Source organism: Nocardioides sp. YJ-D4, from assembly GCF_054031495.1.
Genome location: NZ_CM132932.1, coordinates 1,772,938 through 1,792,583, shown reverse-complemented (window position 1 = coordinate 1,792,583; position 19,646 = coordinate 1,772,938). Strand labels below are relative to the sequence as shown.

Sequence of the window (19,646 nt, the reverse complement as noted above, 5' to 3'; positions counted from 1 at the left end):
CCAACTGAATCCGCTGCGCCAGACCCCGCCGCCGACCCGATAGCCAGCCAAAATTCTCGACGGATCCCGGTGTCAAGGATCGCCGAAGGCGACCGGCGAAGCCGGCGGCCGAAGGCCGTCCTTGACTCCGGGATTCGTCGAGAACACCCTCCTCGAAAGGGTCGGCGGCAAACCCCAACCACCCAGCAACAGCCGACGACCGACGGTCGACGACGTACAACCCCTCTCGTCGCCCCCAAGAAATCGAGCGTCGCGACGATCTAGGGATACAACGAAGCCCGAAACACCGCGGCGTGGAGTGCGGCAGACTCCGGCCATTCGCGCGCCGACAGATCGGGACGACCAGCCGGCGGAATGCCGGTGACGGCCTTCAACGCACGCTGCAGGTCCTCGATGGTGAGGGTGCCTTCGAAGAGGTGGAGCCAGCCTTCGCCGACCTCCTCGGCCAGCAGACGGTTGACCTCGTTGTCGGGGGCCAGGACCGGGGTGTCGAGGGAGAGTGCGAGCAGGAGGGCGCCGGAGTTGTGCATGGCCTTGTAGGGCAGTACCACCAACGTGGCGGCGGCGATCTCGGCGGCCAGGGTGGGGTCGTCGGCGTAGTTCAGATCGGCGCTGATCCGGGCGTCGGCGGCTACGGCAGCGCGGACGCGGTCGGCGAGGGCGGGGTCGGAGGGGGAGCCGACGAGGCGTATGTCGAGGTCTGCCTCGGGGCTGTCGGCGACTGCCTCCAGGAGTTGCTCGACGCCTTTGTAGGGCTTGATCAGGCCGAAGTAGAGCACCCGCTTGTCGTCCTGCTCGATGGGCTCGAGTGCCTCGGTCACCGGCTCGAACCAGTCGCGGTAGTGGGCGTGGACGATCGTCGAGGTCGGTACGTCGAGCGGGGGAGCGGTCTGGTCGGTGAGCCGGATGATGTGCCTGGTGCGGCGCTCGAGGGCGTCGAGGAGCCGGTGGTCCCAGGGGCTGAGGCCGTCGGATCGGACGAGGTTGTGCCAGGTGCGTACGACCGGGGTCCGGGTCAGCCGGAGACGGGTGATGAATGCGGTGGTGAGGAGGCGGCGGGCCAGCCGGCGCAGCGGCGTACGTGCCGATGTCACCAGCAGCTCGGGCCAGTGCACGTGGAACACGTCGTAGCGGCCCACGATGGCCCGGGCGAAGCCGAACAGCACGACCTCGGTGTCGTCGCGCCGCTCCAGGGTCTCGATGAGCTGGACGATGTAGGGGTTGGTCGTCGCGCGCAGCTCCCGGGCCGATTCCAGGACCCGGACCGGGCGGTCGCGGCGCCCGTCGCGCAGCCCGCGCAGGACCGCGGAGACCGGTCGTACCGGGTGCAGGAGCTGGCGGCGGCCACCTCGCATCAAGATCTCGTACGCAGCCCCGACCGCCCCACGACGCCAGGCCCGCTGCCGCCCCTGGCTGAGCCAGGTCCGCGCGAAGAGGGCGCGGTTGCGGATGTTGAAGTAGTAGTAGGCCGGCGACTTGGCGCGGGAACCCTCCAGGCGCTGGGTGCCGCCGCCGGAGTGGATGGCCGTGGCCCCCTCGATGACCGCGACCCGGCCGCCGAGCGCCTGGACCCGCGCGCACAGGTCGACGTCCTCCCAGTAGAGGAAGTAGCGCTCGTCGAAGCCGGAGAGCCGCTCCCACAGCTCACGCGTGACCGCGAAGCAGGCGCCGGTGACCCAGGGCAGAGTGTCCGACTTTGGGTGCTCGGTGCGGCGCCGCCAGGGGCGCATCGTCCCGGTGTCGAGGTCGAGATCGAGGCCCGCGGAGGCGACCTCGCCGTCCGGGCCGAGCACCGTCGGCCCGGCGAGCAGGAGCGGCTCGGCCTCGACAGCGGCCATGAGGCGTACGGCCGACTCGACGTCGATCGAGGCATCCGGGTTGAGGAAGAGGAGCACGTCGGCGCCCTCGGCCAGCGCGGCCGCGGCGCCCAGGTTGCAGCCGGCGCCGAAGCCGGTGTTGGTGCCGGGGAAGACGCCGGTCCAGCCCTCGCGGGCGCAGAGCTGCCGGACCGCGTCGCGATGGGCGTCGGTCGAGTGGTTGTCGACGACGACGATCCTGGCGGGCCCGAGCGCGGCGGCGACCTGGGTCGTGTGCCGCTCCAGCAGGGCGGGATCGCCGTAGCTGACCACCACGACGGCAAGCCGGGAGAGCTCGCTCACGACGTGACCTCCACCGAGCCGTCGAGCACGCGCAGCTCACGCCACCACTTGCGCAGCGCGATGGCCAGCGCCGCGGCGTTGCAGACGAAGACGAGGGCGTAGACCCAGGTGAAGAGCGCCCCGAAGCCGAGCAGCACGAACATCCAGCACTGCGCGCCGTAGTCCATCGGCAGCAGCGCCCACTTGCGCAGCGGGTTCTCGTGGACCGATGCGGGCGATCCGGGAGGCCCGGTCACAGGGTCCGGGCGCAGCGTCGGCATCAGGATCAGCCCGAAGTACGTCACCACGGCAACCACCTCGAAGCCCAGCGGCACCAGCAGCCAGCCGTCGGTGACCGGACCGAAGCGGTACCAGGACACCAGCACCGCCAGATGCAGGCTGGCGGTCTTGAAGCAGTCGATGGTGTGGTCGAGCCACTCGCCCGAGCGCGACCCGCCGCCACGCAGTCGGGCGAGCTGCCCGTCGGAGGAGTCGAGCACATAGCCCGCGGCCAGCAGCACCGCGACCAGGATCCCGGTCCACCAGCGCGGCTCGACCAGCGCGAGCACCGCCAGGCCGGCCGCCGAGAGCGTCGCGCTCACCGCCGTCACCTGGTTGGGGCTCGCGCCGACGGTGTGCGCGGCCGCGGCGACGACCCGCCCGGCGGGCCGGTTGACCAGCCGCGAGTAGGCCGCGGTGTTGAGCGAGGGCTTCTGTGCCTGAGCCAGCGCCTCCAGATGTGCACGGAACCCGGCTGAGGCGCGTTCGGCGCCGGTCGCGGCCATGCTCGATCCTGCTTCGCTCATACGTGCGTACGTGGGGGAGGGGTTGGACATGCGGACCCTAGGTGACCCTCGATCGTCGTAGGGCACGAAGCGCGTCCACTCCCCAGATCTGGGTAGGACTTTGTCAGGACCTTCGGCCCGGGCCGTCCCGGTGACATACCGTTGCCCATCATGCGTTTGTTGGTCGCCCACCCGTCGCCGGACGTCTACGGCTCCGATCTTCAGCTGGTCGAGACGGTGCGTGGGCTGCACCAGGCGGGACAGCGGATCACCGTCGTCGTACCCGATCGCGGGCCGCTCCTCCCGCTGCTCGAGGCCGCCGGCGCGAGCGTCGAGGTGATGGCCTTCCCGGTGCTGCGCAAGGCCTACCTCAGCCCCACCGGACTGGTCCGGCTGGCCGCGGCGCTGATGGTCTTCTGGGTCCGCGCGGCGCGGCTGTGGCGGCGGGTCCGGCCGAGCCGGCTGCTGGTCAACACCGTGACGATCCCGTGGTGGATCGTCGTCGCGCGGGCGGCCCGCGTCCCCGTCGTCTGCCACGTGCACGAGGCCGAGGACGACCAGCCGAAGCCCGTACGCCTCGCCCTGACCGCTCCGCTCCTGCTGGCCACCCGGGTGGTGGCCAACTCGCGGGCATCGCGCGACGTCCTCACGCACACGGTGAAGGTGCTGGAGCGGCGTACGACCGTCGTCTACAACGGCGTGCCGGGGCCGGAGTCCGTGGCGGCGGCGCGCAGCCGGACGCCTAACGAGACGCTGCGGCTGGTGCTGGTCGGGCGGCTCTCGCCGCGCAAGGGGACCGACGTGGCCCTCGAGGCGCTCGCCGAGGTACGCCGCCGGGGGATCGACGCGCGGCTGCGGGTGTGCGGGTCGGTGTTCGCGGGCTATGAGTGGTTCGAGCAGGAGCTCCGCGAGCGCGCCGCCGTAGGAGACCTGGCGGGCAGCGTCGACTTCCTGGGCTATGTCGCCGAGCCCGCGGGTGAGCTCGAGCAGGCCGACGTCGTGCTGGTGCCCTCGCGCGTCGAGCCTTTCGGCAACGTCGCGGTCGAGGCACTGCTCGCCGAGCGCCCGCTGATCGCGAGCCGGGTGCAGGGCCTGGCCGAGATCGTGACCGACGGCGAGACCGGCCTCCTCGTGACCCCCGATGACGCGAACGACCTCGCCGGCGCGATCCAGAGGCTCGCCACCGATCCCGCTCTCGCCGCCGAGCTCGCCTCCGCCGGCCGCAAGGACGCCGAGGAGCGCTTCGGCGCCGAGCGCTACCGCGAGGAGATCGCGGCCGAGGTCCTCGGGTGACGGTGACCGACAACCCCCACTCCGGACTCGGCAGAAGCGCGACGCGCGGCGGTCTGGTCGTGCTCGGCGGCCAGGGCGTACGCATCCTGGTCCAGGTCGCCTCCGTCGCGGTGCTGTCCCGGCTGCTCGGTCCCCGTGACTACGGCCTGGTCGCGATGGTGCTGGCGGTCGTCGCGGTCGCCGAGATCTTCCGCGACCTCGGGCTCTCGACCGCCGCGATCCAGGCCAAGGTGCTCACCCGGGCGCAGCAGTCGAACCTGTGGTGGCTCAACACCGCCCTCGGCGTCGGCCTCGCGCTCGTCGTCATCGCGGCCGCCCCGCTCGTCGCCGCCCTCTACGACGAGCCGGCCCTGACAGCCCTGACCGCCGCGATGTCGGGGATCTTCGTCCTCAACGGCATGGGCGCGCAGTACCGCGCCGACCTCACCCGCCGGATGCTCTTCGCAAGGCTCGCCGTGGCCACCACCCTGGCGCCGCTGCTGGCCCTCGGGATCGCGGCGTACGCAGCAGCCAACGGCGCCGGCTACTGGGCCCTCGTCATCCAGCAGCTGGTCCAGGGCGCGGTCGCCCTGGTCGCCGTCGCGGCGTTCGCCGGCTGGCTCCCCGGGCGCCCGCGGCGCGGCGTGGAGATGGGCGGGTTCCTGCGTTTCGGCTGGTCACTGGCCGGAACCCAGCTGATCAACTACGCCGCCAGCAACATCGACTCCGTGCTCATCGGCACCCGCCTGGGTGCCGACCAGCTCGGCTCCTACAACCGCGCGTGGCAGCTGCTGATGAACCCGCTGGTCCAGCTGCGCGGCCCCACCACGACCGTGGCGCTGCCGGTGCTGAGCCGGATCCGCGACAACCCGGCGCTGACCCAGCGGTTCGTGCAGCGCGGCCAGGTCGCGCTCGGCTACAGCCTCGGCGCCGGGCTCGGCCTGGTCGCGGGCGCCGCGGCGCCGGTCTGCGCCCTCTTCCTCGGACCCGGCTGGGACGTCGCCGGTGTCTTCGCCCTGCTCGCCTGCGCCGGCCTGTTCCAGACGCTGGCCTACGTCGGCTACTGGGTCTATCTCGCCCACGGTCTGACCACCGAGCTGCGCCACTACACCCTGGTGGCCTCCGTCCTGAAGGTCGTCTGCGTGCTTGTCGGGGTGCAGTACGGGATCACCGGCGTCGCGGTCGGCTACGCGACCGCGCATCTCCTGGAGTGGCCGCTGTCGCTGTGGTGGATCTCCCGCCGCACCCGACTGCGCGTCGGCCCGCTCTATCTGGGCGCCGCCCGCATCCTGACGGTGGCCGGGTCGGTCGCCGCCGCTGCGTACGTCACCGCCGAAGCCCTCCACGGGCAGCACCCCGCGGTGACCGTGCCCGTCTGCGTGGTGGCCGGGGCCGCGGCGTACGCACTGCTTCTGCTCGTCCCGCCGATCCGCCGCGACGTGATGTCGCTGGTGGTGACCGTGAGGGGTGCGCTGGCTCGGAAGGTCAGCCGCGGCTGAGGGCCACCGGGCGGCCGGAGTCGTCCCAGACGTTGCCGGAGTGGGTGATCTTCGTCGAGGACGGGTGGATGATCGCGCAGCCGTCGATGCGCTGGTCGCTGAGGAACCGGTTGTCGCGGATCACCATGCCACGGATCGGGCCCCGGCCCTTCTCGGCGATGTTGACGGTGCAGCCGCCTCCGCCGAGGAGGTTGTCGCGGATCGTGACCCCGTTGACGTCGCCGATGCTCTGGGTGATCTGCACACCGGCGTTGTAGGCGCCGGTGAAGCGGTTGTCCGCGATCGTGATGTTGCTGCCGCCGATGATCTGGATCGAGTCGTCGTGGGAGGCACCGCCGCCCTGGTAGGGGTCGCGCTCGAAGTGGTAGTTGTCGTGAAACCAGTTGTCGCGCACCGTCACGTTGCTGCCGGTGATGTGGACCTGGTCGGTGACGTGGTGGATCTCCGAGTCCTCCAGGGTGAAGTCGCGGCCGACCACGCCGTTGACGCCCGGCGCGGCGTTCTCGGCGAGCACCTCGACGTTGCTGACCAGCATCCCGGCCCCGTTGCCGTTGTTGTTGGAGATCCCGGCGGTCTCCGAGCCGGTCGGCACGATCACCTTGGTGTTGCGGATCGTCACGTTCGGCGCCTCGACGCTGACCCGGCCGTGCACCTCGAGGCCGTCGACCACCTTCCCGGGGGTCCTGATGATCAGGTCGCCGCGGTGGACGCGCAGCTTCTTCTTCGGAGGTACGCCGGTGTCCCCGGACCCCGGAGCGTCACCCGCCGGCGGTGAGCTCAGCGGCTCACCATCGCGCGGTCCCTGCTCGCCCGGCCGGTCGCCGGAGCGGTTCGGCTTCCCCGAGTCCGTGGGCCGCTTCTTCGGGTCCGCCCCATCCGAGGGCTTGGCCGTCTGCGTCGAGGACGCGGAGGGAGAGACCGACGGCGAGGGGGATGGCGTCAGCGTCACCGGACCGCCGAAGTCGTCGGGCGGCAGATCGCCGTAGTTCCTCTCCGCACGCGGCGTGGGCTCCTCGGCGGGGCCGGAGGTCAGCGCGTAGGTCGAGCCCAGCGCGACCACGGTGGCGACCGTGGAGATACCGAGGAGGAGGACCCGGGACGGGACAGCCAAGAGACGTACGCCTTCCTGTGGACTCTGCATCCAACTGATGGTGTGGGAGTCTGCCCCCTGAACCACGCAGTTTGCGAGCGTTGGGTGCTTGCGTCCCCACACATACCCGATTCAGGGGATCGGAAGTGCGATTGACGGGCGGATGACCGTGTGTGTCCGCGACACTGCCGTGTCGCGGCCGAGGTGGCCGCCTTGTGCAGGGATGGATGATGACGCGGATTCACGAGTGGCGTCTGCTGGCGGCGGGGGCAGTCGCAGCTGTTCTCGGGGTGAGCAGCCTGGTCATGTCGGGAGGGGCGACGGCGGACACGGCTCCGGTCGACCCGGAGCTGCCGGAGACGGTCTCGGCCGACGTACTCCCGACGGTGCAGATCGACGGGGTCGCCTGGAAGCAGGTGATCGTCGGCGACATCGTCTACGTCGGCGGCAACTTCACCTCGGCTCGCCCGGCGGGCGCAGCGGCGGGGACGGATGAGACGCCGCGGTCCAACATGCTGGCCTACCGGCTCTCGACCGGCGAGCTGATCCCCGGCTTCGCGCCGAGCTTCAACGGCCAGGTCAAGGACATGGCGCTCTCGCCCGACAAGACGCTGCTCTACGTCGCCGGCAGCTTCACCCAGGTGAACGGGGTGAACCGCTACCGCGGCGCGGCGATCAACCTGGCCACCGGGGCGCTGACCAGCTTCCGCCCGATCTTCAACTCGACCACCAACGCGGTCGCGGCGACCGCCGACGCGGTCTTCTACGGCGGCGTGTTCACCTCGGCCGACAACACCGCGCGTACGAAGCTGGCCGCCGTCCGGCCCGGCGACACCGGCACCCAGCTGCTGCCGATGAACCCGACGGTCTCCAACGGTTCCGTGCAGGACATCGTGGTCTCGCCCGACGGCGCCGACATCGTGATCGGTGGCAACTTCACCCGGGTCAACGGATCCTCCAACCCGGGCTACGGTCTGGCCCGGATCAAGGTCGCGACCGGTGCCTCGATGGCGCTGCCGGTCAACTCCGAGTTCCGCGACGCCGGCAGCAACTCCGCGGTCCTCTCGCTGGAGAGCGACGGCAGCAGCTTCTACGGCAGCGGCTACCACTACGGCAGCGGCGGCAACTCCGAGGGCACCTTCAAGGCCGACTGGGCCACGGGCAGCCTGACCTGGCTCGAGGACTGCCACGGCGACACCTACTCGATCTGGCCGACCGCAGACGTCGTCTACCAGGCCAGCCACAAGCACTACTGCGGCAACTCCGGCGGTTTCCCGGAGACCAGCCCGCGCAGCTTCCAGCACTCCACCGCGGTCACCCAGGACGTACGCGGCACCAACACCCGCGACATCTACGGCTACCCCGACCACCCCGGCACGCCGCGCCCGGAGTTCCTGGAGTGGTACCCGAAGTGGACCCCCGGCACCTTCACCGGTGCCAACCAGGCGCCCTGGACGGTGACGGCCAACGCCGACTACGTCGTCTACGGCGGCGAGTTCCTCAAGATCAACGGGATCGCCCAGCAGGGTCTGGCGCGGTTCGCGGTCAACACGATCGCCCCCAACGACGTCGGTCCGGCCATGTCCGGCGCGGAGTTCGGGCTCACCGCGACCTCGCCCGCCGACGGTCAGGTCAAGCTGACCTGGCCCGGCAACGCCGACATGGACAACGCGACCGTGACCTACAAGGTCTACCGCGGCTCGACCGATGTCGCCCCGATCCACACCAAGCCCGTCACCGCGGCGTTCTGGAAGCAGACCACGCAGAGCTTCCTCGACACCGCGGCGCCGCCCGGCACCACCCAGAGCTACCGTGTCGTCGCCGAGGACGCCTTCGGCAACCAGTCGCCCACCGAGTGGGTCACCGTCGATGTCGCCGGCGAGCCGGCCCCTCCGGCCGAGGGCGTCGTCGCCGCGGACACCTTCGGGCGTGCCGAGGCGAGCGGCTGGGGCACGGCCGAGACCGGTGGCACCTGGACCCGCACCACCGGCACCGCCGGCAACTTCTCGGTCTCCGAGGGCCGCGGCTGGCACTCGGTCACCCCGGGTGGGACGACCGAGTCCCGGCTCGAGGAGGTCTCGGCGACCGACGTCGACGCCACCGTCAGCATCGGAGCGTCCCGGCTGCCCGACGCGGGCTACGTCTGGTCGATCTTCGGTGCCCGCGTCTCCGGCACCAACCACTACGCCTCGCGGCTCCGGTTCAACCCGGACGGCACCGTCGGCGTCCATCTCGTACGCAGCGGCACCCCGGTCGTCGGCGCCAACGTCGTCCCGGGCCTGAGCGTCGCGCCCGGCGACCGGCTGAAGGTACGCCTCCAGGTCACCGGCACCGCACCGGCGACCGTGCGCACCAAGGTGTGGCCGGCCGGCTCCGCGGAGCCGTCGGGATGGACGTACGAGCTCTCCGACTCGACCCTCGCCAACCAGGTCGCCGGTGGAGTGATGCTGCGCAGCTTCGGCGCCTCGACGATCGGCACCACGCCGGTCCTGGTCGGCTACGACGACCTGAAGGTCATCGAGCCGTAGGAGGCATACCCGATCTTGGGGAGTAGGCGTCAGGATCCCCCCACGGGCGTCCGGCTTGGGCTTTAATCCAACGTCTTTGAATCGATGTCTTTGTCCGACCCGCCCGCGGAAGATCCCCCATGCTCAGTCAAGTCCCGCGCTCGAGGATGTACGTCGCGGCAGCCGTCGCTGCCGTCGTCCTGGTGAGCGTCGCGGCCGTGCTCATCGTGCGTCACCCGTCCGGCTCGGCCGACCCCGGGTCGGACTCGACGGTGGCCGCGGCGCCCTCCTCGACGGCGACCCCGTCGGAGAAGTCCTCCGAGTCAGAGGAGTCGGAGGAGTCGGAGCCGGGAAAGCCGTCGGGCGACAACCGCGCGGTCGGCCTGAAGGCCGAGGCGACCTCGGCCCCGGGCGTGACGGCGCGGCTGGCCAGGATCGACTCGGTCCAGGCCACGGCGAGCCTGCCCGGCGAGGTCGGCGGCCCTGCGCTCGCGATCACCGTGAAGGTGAAGAACGAGACCGGGAAGAAGCTCGACCTCGCGCTCGGTGTGGTCAACGCCTACTACGGGCCTGAGCGCACCCCGGCGGTCAGCGTCGCCTCCGACGGCGAGGTGCCGTTCCCGGCCTCGGTCGCGGACGGCGAGGCGGCCAAGGGCGTCTACGTCTTCCAGATCCCCGAGGAAGCCCGCCCCGTACGCGTCGAGCTCGATCTGGGCAACGGCGCCGACGTGGTGGTCTTCAAGGGCCGTCCCCAGCGATAACCCTCCCCACGATGAGAGATGTGATGAAGCCGATCCTGGCTGTGCTGGCGCTCGTGGCAACGAGCCTGACCCTGGCGACGACCTCCGCATCCGCGGACACCGCGCCGACCGATCCCGACCTGCCGAAGACCGTCGCTGCCGACGTACTTCCCACCGTGCAGATCAACGGCGTCGCCTGGAAGCAGGTGATCGTCGGCGACATCGTCTACGTCGGCGGCAACTTCACCTCGGCGCGCCCAGCGGGGGCCGCGGCCGGCACCAGCGAGTCACCGCGGTCCCACATGCTCGCCTACCGCCTCTCGACCGGGAAGCTGATCACCACCTTCGCGCCGAAGTTCAACGGCCAGGTCAAGGACCTGGCGCTCTCGCCCGACAAGAAGCTGCTCTACGTCGCGGGCGGCTTCACCCAGGTCGACGGCGTCAACCGCTACCGGGGCGCGGCGATCGACCTCGCGACCGGGAAGGTCACCAGCTTCCGGCCGATCTTCAACTCGACCACCAACGCGGTCGCGGCCACGTCCAGCGCGGTCTTCTACGGCGGTGTGTTCACCTCCGCCGACAACACGGCACGGACGAAGGTGGCCGCCGTCAAGCCCGGCGACACCGGCACCGGCCTGCTGCCGATGAACCCGAAGGTCGCCGGCGGCAACGTCAACGACGTCGTGGTCTCCTCCGACGGCACCAAGATCGTGATCGGCGGGGCGTTCACCAGCGTCAACGGCTCCTCCAACCCGGGCTACGGTCTGGCCCGGATCGAGGTCTCCTCGGGCAAGTCGCTGGCACTGCCGGTCAACTCCGAGATCCGCAACGGCGGCGCCGAGGCGGCGATCCTCTCGCTGGAGTCCGACGGCACCAGCTTCTACGGCACCGGCTACGACTACGGCAGCGGCGGCAACTCCGAGGGCTCCTTCAAGGCCGACTGGGCCACCGGCAAGCTGACCTGGCTCGAGGACTGCCACGGCGACACCTACGCGGTCTGGCCGACCTCCGCTGTCGTCTACCAGGCCAGCCACAAGCACGGCTGTGACACCTCCGGTGGCTTCCCGGAGACCAAGCCGCGGGCCTGGTACCACGCCACCGCCACCACCCAGGACGTACGCGGCACCAACATCGCCGACGACAAGTACGGCTACCCCGACCACACCGGCACCCCGCGTCCGGAGTTCCTGGAGTGGTACCCCAAGTGGACCAACGGCACCTACACCAGCGCCAAGCAGTCGACCTGGACCGTGACCGCCAACGCCAGCTACGTGCTGTACGGCGGTGAGTTCCTCAAGGTCAACGGCGTCGCCCAGCAGGGCCTGGTGCGGTTCGCCGTCAAGGACATCGCGCCCAACAAGGTCGGCCCGACGCTGAAGGGCGCGAAGTGGGCCCTCACCGGCTCCTCGCCGTCGGCGGGCAAGGCCACGCTGAAGTGGCCGGGCAACCCCGACAAGGACAACGCGACCGTCACCTACAAGCTCTACCGCGGGTCGATCGAGTCCACGCCGATCAAGACCGTGAAGGTCTCCGCTCCGTTCTGGAAGCACACTGCGATGACCTTCACCGACACCGGCCGCGCCAGTGGCTCGGCGCAGAAGTACAAGATCGAGGCAGTGGACCCGCTCGGCAACATCTCCCGCTCCGACTGGGTGACGGTCACGATCAAGTGAAGTCAGTGGAATGACGAGGCCGGTCTGGGTCTGCATGCTCACCTATCGGCGGCCCGAGGGGTTGGCCGAGGCCATCGGCATGCTCCGGGCCCAGCTCGATCTGGTTCCCGGCGCGCGGCTGCTCGTCGTCGACAACGACGAGCAGCCCAGCGCTTCCTCGGCGGTCGCGGAGGCCGCCGGGGGTGACGTACGTGTGCAGTATGTGCACGAGCCGACCCCCGGCATCGCCGCCGCCCGAAACCGGGCGCTGGATGAGGCCGGTCCGGAGGCTGTCGTCGTGTTCATCGACGATGACGAGCAGCCGTCGGAGAAGTGGCTGGCGACCCTGCTCGCGTGCTGGGAGGAAACGGCCGCTGCGGCGGTAGCCGGGCGCGTCGTCTCCCGCTTCGCTGTGGATCCGGACCCTTGGGTCACGGCCACCGGTGTCTTCAATCGGCCGCGGTACTCAACAGGAGACTCGGTGGCCGCCGCCGCGACCAACAACCTTCTCCTCGATATGGCCCAGGTAGGCGCACTCCGCTTCGACCTCGGCTTCGGCCTCTCCGGGGGCTCGGACACCGTCTTCACCCGAGCCCTGGCTGCTGCTGGAGGACGGATCGTGTGGTGCGACGAGGCGACGGTCCACGATCTGGTGCCCGCCGGCCGCGCGACCCGAGACTGGGTGCTCGCCCGGGCCTCTCGCGTCGGCAACTCCGACTCACGGGTGCAGATCTATCTAGCCCCGCCCGGCAGTCGGGGCTTGGCGCGAGTCCGGGAAACGATGCGTGGCGTCGCTCGGGTCGTGTGTGGAGGCGTACGCCTGCTTCTGGGGCGTCTGACCGGATCCGTTGTCCATGACGCTCGCGGGACTCGGTTGGTGGTTCGCGGTGTCGGCATGGTTCGCGGCGCCTGGGGATCACATGTCAGTGAGTATCTCCGCGGGTAGCGTGTCCTGTCACTGATCCCTGGGCACGTCGCTGATCACATACTTCAGTTTCGCGCCGGTGTAGGGCAACGAGTCGACGTACTCGATCCTGATGGGAACCTCGTTGTCGATCCGACTCCTCAGGACCTCGACGTTCCGCGCCACGTGCGATCGGGCGTCCGGGATCCGTCCCTCCACGACGCGGACTGTGACCGAGTAGTCCGCGTGCTGGTGGACCTGCATCTGGCGCACGGCCTCCGGAACATCGCTGAACATCGCCATGATCCGATGACCGAGCGTACGGCCGCTCGGCGTGTACAGAAGGTCTGTGACGCGGCCCTCGGGCTGGGCCATGAGCGGAAGGCTGTTGCCGCACGGACAGGGCCGATCGAGCAGCCTGCCTCGATCGCCGATCCGGTAGCGGATGAGTGGGAACACCCGGTTGCTGAGATCGGTGAGGACGAGCTCACCGGTTTCGCCTGCGGGAAGCACGTGCCCGTGCTCGTCGACGACCTCGATGAGCCGGGCATCGGCGAAGACGTGCAGGCCGTTGCGCTCGCTGCACTCGCCCGCCATCCAGCCGAGCTCTGAACCTCGATACTCGTCGTGCACAGGTACGCCGAAGACCGACTCGAGGCGAGCGCGAGAGGTTGGGTCCAGCGGACCGGCGGTGGTCGCGATCGCGCGCAGCGATGGCAGCCGCAGACCCTCGGCCTCGACGAAGTCAGCGAAGGCGACGGTCGACCCCACATACCCTTCAAGCAGCGCCGGCCGTGTCTTGGTGAGCTCGGCATGGAACTGTCGCATCGACTCCGGGCTCATCAGTCCAGCGTCCGCGTAGCGCTGCTTGGACGGCCACCATGCGACATCGTTCTTGAGCGTGTCGAAACGCCCGAAACCCCAGCGGGCGATTCGCGCCAGATTGTCCCAAGGCTGGATTCCCCACCACGTGTACATGCGCCAAGCGAGCGCGAGCGTCGGCACGCGGGCGTCGTGCTTGGCTTTGAGGGGCTCGCCAGTGCTTCCGCCGGTGAGCGCAGGGCGCGAGTTCCGAGACGTGGCCTCAGACGAGGTGACCTGGTCGGCGTGCTCCTTGAGCATCCTTCTGTTCAGCAGGGGCAGCCGGGTCCAGTCGTCTTGCGTCAGCGCTCGACTCGGGTCGACGCCGGCGTCGGCGAAGTGTTTGGCGTAGAAAGCTGTCTGGCTCCGGGCGAACTCGGCGATCGCGACTGCCCGGGAGCGCTGCAGGTCGGCGAGGGCTGCCGGGTCAAGCTCCTGGTTGCGCAGCAGCTCCTTGTACAGGCGTCCCGAGTCGCGCCGGAAGGAGTGCAGCTTCAGGTTGAAAAAGGTCTCGGGCAGATTCATGGCGGAAATCCTGGGGCTAGGTTCTCTGGAGGGACGAGGAAGAGCGTTCGCGGGCTGCCTTTGCGGTCCAGCGGGCGACCGGAAAGTCGAAGACGCCGCGGATGCGACCCGTGATCAGCCGGTCGAGACCCAGTGCCAGCAGGATCGCTACGAGGGTCAGTAACGGCACCGCCACCAGGCCGGTGCCCGGCGGCCAGTTGATGTCGCGGCCGGTCAGTAGGGCTGCGGCGGCGGTGATCGGGAAGGCGTGGACGACGTAGATCGGCAGCGTGCGGGTGCCGAGGTGGCGTACGAATCCGAGCGCGGGGATGCGGGCGATCATCACTCCGAGCCCGCAGCCCGCGGCGACCGCGAGCAGGCCCAGCAGCGGCCGGACGAAGATGATCCTGTCGTCGGCGACGTAGAGGAAGAACCCCAGCACCACGGCGTACGCCACCCCCGCCCCGACCACGTGGACGGGCCGCATCCGCGGCACGACCGAGCGCACCGCGGGTGCCGTGCGGGAGGCCAGCACGAAGAAGAACCAGTAGCGGAACGTCTTGTCCCAGGGGACGTCGCCGGTGGAGACGAGCCCGGCGGCGAAGACCGCGGAGCAGATCAACGCGGTCCCGACGACCAGCCATGCGGGCAGCCGTTGCGTCAGCCAGCCGACCAGCGTGAACAGGCAGAGCGTGTAGAGGAACCAGAGGTAGACGTTGGGCTCGATCAGCACCAGGGCGAGCGAGGCGAACGCCTCGGGCGGCGGATGCGGCAGGAGCGCGCGGAAGGTGCCGAGGAGCAGGCACCACAGGACGTAGAGGTAGATCAGGTTCAGACATCGGGTGCGCAGCACGGTCCGCAGCGGGCGGGCGAGCAGCGCGGGAGCGAGGAGCCCGGCGAGGAAGAAGAACAGCGGCATCCGGAAGGTGTCGAGGGTGTAGGCCAGCCGCGACCAAGGGCCGGCGAGGCCGACCAGGTCGAGATTGATCACGGCGTGGAAGAGCACCACGAGGACGATCGCCAGGCCGCGCGCGGAGTCGATCCAGCCTTCACGCACGCTGCGGCCCTCCTGCGAGGTAGCGGCGGCGAGCCCGCTGGTCACGACGAGCCCTGCGCGGCTTTCGCATCGCCGGCCTCGGCTCCGGCGCCGCCGGACTGGCAGCAGCCTCCTTGCGCTGGAGCAAGAACACCCCGAGCGCGAGCGCGAGCGGCGCCAGCGAGCTCATGATCGGGCCGAAGAAGAGGTTCCAGGCGAGCTGCAGGGCGAGGAAGATGCCGAGCGCGGTGCCAGTGCGGTTGGCCATGCTGCGGCCCAGATAGATGGTGGCGAGCCACAGCAGCCATCCCGACAGCACCAGCCCAGCGAGCCCGAACCAGATCCACAGGTCGCCGATCAGCGAGTGCACCTCGATCCGGGTGCCGAACATGTAGTGCTCGACGTAGCCGTTGTCGGGGTCATAGCCCAGACGTGACATGCCCTGCTTGGCCGCCTGCATGTCGGTCGGCGTGGCCATGACGCCGGCGCCGTAACCGAGCGGCTCGTGGAGCATCAGTGCGACCGTGGCCCCGATCTCGGGTCTGCCGCCGAGGATGAGCGACCCGGCGGCCTGGGTCTGCTCCTCGGTGCGCTCCTGGGCCGACTGGCCGAGGTAGCCGTCGAGTGCGGCGCCCTCCAGCGCTCGGTAGAGCCCGAACCCCAGCGCCCCCACCAGCACCAGCGAGAGCAGGGCCGAGGTGGTTCGCTTGGCCGTTCTCGGCCGGTGCTGCCACAGCAGCAGCACGGCGGTCATGATCAGGAACGCGCTCATCGACCTGGCCCCGGACAGCGCGGTGACCGCGGTGATGATCCCGAGGACGGTCATGTCCGCGAGGAGCCTCTTGCGAGGCCGCCGCCGGATGAGCATGCAGGCACCGAGCAGCAGCATCGTCGACGGCGTCGCGAACCCGAACCGCCAGGGTTCGTCGGCGAAGCGCGAGCCCATCGTCGAGGTCATGAACGAGCCGATCGCGTAGAGGCAGACCACGACTCCCGGCGACAGCACCTGCTGCGCCCACAGCAGCGCCCCGACGCACATCGCGGCCGAGACGACCGGCACCAGCTCGAACAGCACGCCCGCCTCGGTCGGCGGGTGGGTCGCCGAGCGCCAGGTGGCGAGCGCCAGCGCGGAGAAGAGACAGGCGAGAAGGAGTACGCCGCCCAGGGCCGCACCGCGGTAGCGGCCCGCCTCCCGGATCCAGACCGGCGCCAGGGCCGCACCCATCAGTCCGCCCACGGTCAGGCCACGGACGAGATCGAAGTCCGTCCCGGCGAGGAACGCGGCCGCTCCCGCCAAGAGAGCGGTCAGCACCTCCCAGCCGGTGCGCTCGACGCGCGGGGTACGCCCGGTGCGCCCGGCGCGGACCCGGACCGCCGTCGCGACGGCCATGCTCAGCTCCCGGCGGCCGGGTAGCCCTGCTGACGCGGTTCCCGGGGGCGTACGAAACCGGAGAGGAGGCGGGCGAACCAGCCCTGCTCCGGCTGGCCGTAGTAGGTGTGCGCGGCAGTGTCCCGGACCTGGTTGGCGACGATGCCGAGGCAGCGGGCATCGACGGCCTCGAGGCTGTCGATCGCCTCCAGCACCTGCGGCCGGTGGATCGTACGGCAGTTGGCGACCACCAGGGCACCGTCGGTCAGCCGGGACAGGATCGCGCCGTCGGCCACCGGAAGCAGCGGTGGGGAGTCGAGGATGACCACGTCGTAGCCGTCGCGCGCCTCCTCCAGCAGGTCGGCCATCCGCGGCGAGCCGATCAGCTGCGCGGGGTTGGGCGGGATCTCACCCATGGTGAGCACGTGCAGATTGGCGTCGCCCCAGACCTGGACGACGTCGTCGAGGTCGGCCTTCCCGATCAGCACGGTCGTCAGCCCGGCCGCGCCCTCCAGGCCGCAGTAGTCGGCCACTGCGGGGCGGCGCATGTCGGCATCGACCAGCAGCACCCGCTGGCCCTGCTCCGCGATCGCCAGGGCCAGGTTGATCGAGGTGGTCGACTTGCCCTCGCCGCCGATCGAGGAGGTCACCACCATCGAGCGGACCGGCGAGGAGGCGTCGAGGAACTGCAGGTTGGTCTGCAGCCTCCGATAGGCCTCGGCGGCGACGTTGTGCGGGTCGATGGCGGTCACCGCACCGCGCGAGCGCCGCTGGCCGCGGCGCCGGGGGATCGCCCCCAGGAGCCCCACGTCGGTGAGCTGCTCGATCTCGGCCGCAGTCCTGACCCGGGTGTCCAGGAGGGCACGGACCACCGCGATCGCGACGCCGAGGCCGAAGCCGCCGGCGAATCCGACCAGAGCGGCCAGCCGCGTACGCGGCGCGAACGCCTCTTGGGGCGGGTCGGCACGGGCGACCACCGTCACCTCGACCGCGGACTTCTTGTTGGAGCTGGGGGAGAGGTTGGTGATCGTGGTGGTGAGCTCGTCGGCGACCGAGTTGGCGAGGTCGGAGGCGCCGGTGCTGGTGGTGGCCACCGCGTCGATCTCGATGATCACGGTGTCGAGCGGGTTCTCGGCGGTGATCTCCTCGGCCAGCGCCTTGGGGGTCGTGTCGAGGTCGAGCTCGTAGATGACCTGGTCGAGCACCACCGGCATCGTCGCCAGCTTGGCGTAGGACTGGACGATGTCCTGGGTGAACGTCGAGCCCTGGACCAGCTCCTGGGTCGTCGCGCCGCGCGCGATCGAGACGAAGACGGTGCTCTGTGCACGGTACTGCGGCGGGCTCGCGTGTGCCTGCGCGAAGGCCGCGCCGGCGCCGATGATCGCGAGCACCGCGACGATGTACCACCGCTTGCGCAGGGCAGCGACATAGTCGCGCAGATCCAACAGGTCACTCCATCCGATGTCTGTGCCAGGCTGCTTGTCCGGGACTCACCCGCCGAAGCGGAGCCCGAGGCAATGGGTCGCGCCGTCAGGGCGGGCCACGGGGCCATCGCACATCCTCACCCTGTTTGGGGGATGACAGGGCCGGGTGTCCGGCCCGTTCACCCAAATGGGGGATTGATTCGCCGTCGGTTTCTGGAGGCGTACGCCGACTGCGTAATGTCTGTCCGTCACGTTCGGGGGGTTGGCCGCGTGGATGTGAGGTCCGCGCTCGAGAACCGGCAGGCAACTGTTTCGAAGGTAGGCAGGGTATGGACACCGCGACGATCCTGGTCGTCTGCAGCGGGAACGTACGACGATCGCCGGCGATCGAGGCGATGCTCCGCGAGGGCGTCGGCCAGATCGGTGGGCTCGCCCGCCACGGCATCACGGTGATCTCGGCCGGCAGCGAGGCGCTCGAGGGCTACGACATGGACCCGATGATCGCCTCCGAGGTCGCTCTCGCCGGGGTCCGGCTGACCAGGCACCAGGCTTACCCGCTCGACGTCGACGACATCGAGAGCGCCGACCTGATCATCACCGCCGAACGCTCCCACCGCAGCGAGGTCGCCAAGCTGGTGCCCTCGGCGGTCAAGCGCACGTTCACCCTCGTCGAGATCGCCGCCCTCGGCGACCTGCTGGGACGTACGGCCCTGGGTGGCCCCGCGGGTTCGGAGGCGGACGCGGCCACCCGGCTGCGTACGCTCGTCCAGCTCGCGCCGCTGCAGAAGGCCCGGCGACGGGTCCGGCGGCCGGCCGACGACGACCTGCTCGACCTGCGGAAGCGCACCCCGCGCGAGGCCCGACGGCTGGTGACGGAGGCCCGTGGCCACGTCGAGTCGCTGCTGCGGGTGCTCGAACCGAGCCTGTCGCTGGTCGCCAAGCCCCAGCGGCCCGCGGCGGCTCCCACGATCCCCTCGCCCGCGGCTCCGGTCGAGACGACCCAGCCGCGCTCGGCGCACTCCACCCGGTCGGCGGGTTGACGGCCGGCGGTTTGCCGCCAAGTTAGGGTTGCCTATATGAACCGTCCCGCGAAGCCTGAGACCGCCCTCGTCGTGACCGCCACCCAGCGGCTCAGCCCGACGATGATCCGGGTGAGCTTCCGCTCCGACGACCTGAGCGCCTTCTCCTCGAGCGTCTTCACCGACCGCTACGTGAAGCTCGTCTTCCCGCAGGTGGACGGCGAGGTGGTCCGCACCTACACCGCCCTCAACCCCTCGGTCGAGGACGGCACCCTCGACATCGACTTCGTCGTCCACGGCACCGAGGGGTACGCCGGTCCCTGGGCCGCCGCGGCCAAGCCCGGTGACACCCTCGCGGCGCGCGGCCCGGGCGGCGCCTACTCGCCCGACCCGGAGGCCGACTGGCACCTGATCGCCGGCGACGAGACCGCTCTGCCGGCCATCCGCGCCGCGCTGGCCGCGCTGCCCTCCGACGCTCGCGGCTACGCCGTCATCGACATCCCGGCGCCGGGCCACGAGCAACCCCTGGACCACCCCGACGGCGTCGAGGTGACCTGGCTGGTCACCGGCGGCCACACCCACCACGCCGCCGAGGACGCCGAGGGCCACGAGCAGCTCCTCGTCACCGCCATCCGCGACCTGAAGTGGCTCGACGGCCGCGTCCACGCCTTCGTCCACGGCGAGGCCGCGGTCACCATGCACGGCATCCGCCCCTATCTCCTCAAGGAGCGCGGGGTCCCGAAGGCCGACGTCTCCATCTCGGGCTACTGGCGCCGTGGCCGCACCGAGGAGACCTTCCGCGAATGGAAGCGCGAGCTCGCCGAGGCCGAGTCGGCCTGAGCTCGG

15 protein-coding genes are annotated in these 19,646 nt (G+C 70.4%); 8 read left to right on the top strand and 7 right to left on the bottom strand.

Annotated elements, in window-relative coordinates; genetic code table 11:
• Positions 1-260: 260 nt before the first annotated feature.
• Both ACW14X_RS08675 and ACW14X_RS08670 read right to left on the bottom strand, forming a co-directional pair.
• A complete protein-coding gene (locus ACW14X_RS08675; protein WP_457165326.1) occupies positions 261-2,159 on the bottom strand; it encodes a glycosyltransferase in 1,899 nt (632 codons plus the stop codon).
• The gene (locus ACW14X_RS08670) at positions 2,156-2,923 is read right to left on the bottom strand and encodes a CDP-alcohol phosphatidyltransferase family protein (RefSeq protein ID WP_457165325.1); all 768 of its coding nucleotides are present in this window, start codon (positions 2,921-2,923) and stop codon (positions 2,156-2,158) included. The genes ACW14X_RS08675 and ACW14X_RS08670 overlap by 4 nt, the downstream gene beginning before the upstream one ends.
• Positions 2,924-3,094: 171 nt before the next feature.
• Here ACW14X_RS08670 and ACW14X_RS08665 point away from each other — a divergent pair, with 171 nt between their 5' ends.
• Positions 3,095-4,216 (top strand): glycosyltransferase family 4 protein, encoded by a 1,122-nt coding sequence (locus ACW14X_RS08665; protein WP_457165324.1) that lies wholly within the window; start codon positions 3,095-3,097, stop codon positions 4,214-4,216.
• A complete protein-coding gene (locus ACW14X_RS08660; RefSeq protein ID WP_457165323.1) occupies positions 4,213-5,694 on the top strand; it encodes a lipopolysaccharide biosynthesis protein in 1,482 nt (493 codons plus the stop codon). Before ACW14X_RS08665 ends, ACW14X_RS08660 begins: the two co-directional genes overlap by 4 nt.
• On the opposite strand, the gene ACW14X_RS08655 is transcribed toward ACW14X_RS08660, so the two are convergent.
• Positions 5,681-6,835: a right-handed parallel beta-helix repeat-containing protein gene (locus ACW14X_RS08655; protein ID WP_457165322.1), complete on the bottom strand. Its 1,155-nt coding sequence runs from the start codon at positions 6,833-6,835 to the stop codon at positions 5,681-5,683. The genes ACW14X_RS08660 and ACW14X_RS08655 overlap by 14 nt on opposite strands.
• Before the next feature lie 179 nt (positions 6,836-7,014).
• On the opposite strand from ACW14X_RS08655, the gene ACW14X_RS08650 reads away from it, so the two are divergent.
• The 4 genes from ACW14X_RS08650 (at position 7,015) to ACW14X_RS08635 (ending at position 12,629) form a co-directional block, all read left to right on the top strand.
• Positions 7,015-9,312 carry a hypothetical protein gene (locus ACW14X_RS08650; RefSeq protein ID WP_457165321.1) on the top strand — a complete coding sequence of 766 codons (2,298 nt, stop codon included), beginning with the start codon at positions 7,015-7,017 and terminating at the stop codon, positions 9,310-9,312.
• 119 nt (positions 9,313-9,431) lie between these two features.
• Positions 9,432-10,052 carry a hypothetical protein gene (locus ACW14X_RS08645; RefSeq protein WP_457165320.1) on the top strand — a complete coding sequence of 207 codons (621 nt, stop codon included), beginning with the start codon at positions 9,432-9,434 and terminating at the stop codon, positions 10,050-10,052.
• An 11-nt stretch (positions 10,053-10,063) separates the two neighbouring features.
• A complete protein-coding gene (locus ACW14X_RS08640) occupies positions 10,064-11,704 on the top strand; it encodes a hypothetical protein (RefSeq protein ID WP_457165319.1) in 1,641 nt (546 codons plus the stop codon).
• Between the two features lie 10 nt (positions 11,705-11,714).
• On the top strand, positions 11,715-12,629 hold the full coding sequence (locus tag ACW14X_RS08635; RefSeq protein WP_457165318.1) for a glycosyltransferase family 2 protein: 915 nt from the start codon (positions 11,715-11,717) through the stop codon (positions 12,627-12,629).
• A gap of 9 nt (positions 12,630-12,638) precedes the next feature.
• On the opposite strand, the gene ACW14X_RS08630 is transcribed toward ACW14X_RS08635, so the two are convergent.
• Genes ACW14X_RS08630 through ACW14X_RS08615 form a run of 4 tightly spaced genes read right to left on the bottom strand, consistent with a single transcriptional unit; the run spans position 12,639 to position 17,802 of the window.
• Positions 12,639-13,973, bottom strand: a complete 1,335-nt coding sequence (locus tag ACW14X_RS08630) for a phenylacetate--CoA ligase family protein (RefSeq protein ID WP_457165317.1) — start codon at positions 13,971-13,973, stop codon at positions 12,639-12,641.
• Between the two features lie 16 nt (positions 13,974-13,989).
• A complete protein-coding gene (locus ACW14X_RS08625) occupies positions 13,990-15,009 on the bottom strand; it encodes an acyltransferase family protein (RefSeq protein ID WP_457165316.1) in 1,020 nt (339 codons plus the stop codon).
• Positions 15,002-16,378 carry a hypothetical protein gene (locus ACW14X_RS08620; protein ID WP_457165315.1) on the bottom strand — a complete coding sequence of 459 codons (1,377 nt, stop codon included), beginning with the start codon at positions 16,376-16,378 and terminating at the stop codon, positions 15,002-15,004. The genes ACW14X_RS08625 and ACW14X_RS08620 overlap by 8 nt, the downstream gene beginning before the upstream one ends.
• A gap of 2 nt (positions 16,379-16,380) precedes the next feature.
• Entirely contained in the window at positions 16,381-17,802 is a 1,422-nt protein-coding gene (locus ACW14X_RS08615; RefSeq protein WP_160025043.1) for a polysaccharide biosynthesis tyrosine autokinase, read from the bottom strand.
• Between the two features lie 308 nt (positions 17,803-18,110).
• Here ACW14X_RS08615 and ACW14X_RS08610 point away from each other — a divergent pair, with 308 nt between their 5' ends.
• Both ACW14X_RS08610 and ACW14X_RS08605 read left to right on the top strand, forming a co-directional pair.
• Positions 18,111-18,821, top strand: coding sequence for an arsenate reductase/protein-tyrosine-phosphatase family protein (locus tag ACW14X_RS08610; RefSeq protein WP_350714255.1), 711 nt, complete (start codon positions 18,111-18,113; stop codon positions 18,819-18,821).
• Positions 18,822-18,857: 36 nt separating this feature from the next.
• Positions 18,858-19,640, top strand: a complete 783-nt coding sequence (locus tag ACW14X_RS08605) for a siderophore-interacting protein (RefSeq protein WP_400461005.1) — start codon at positions 18,858-18,860, stop codon at positions 19,638-19,640.
• Positions 19,641-19,646 lie beyond the last annotated feature (6 nt).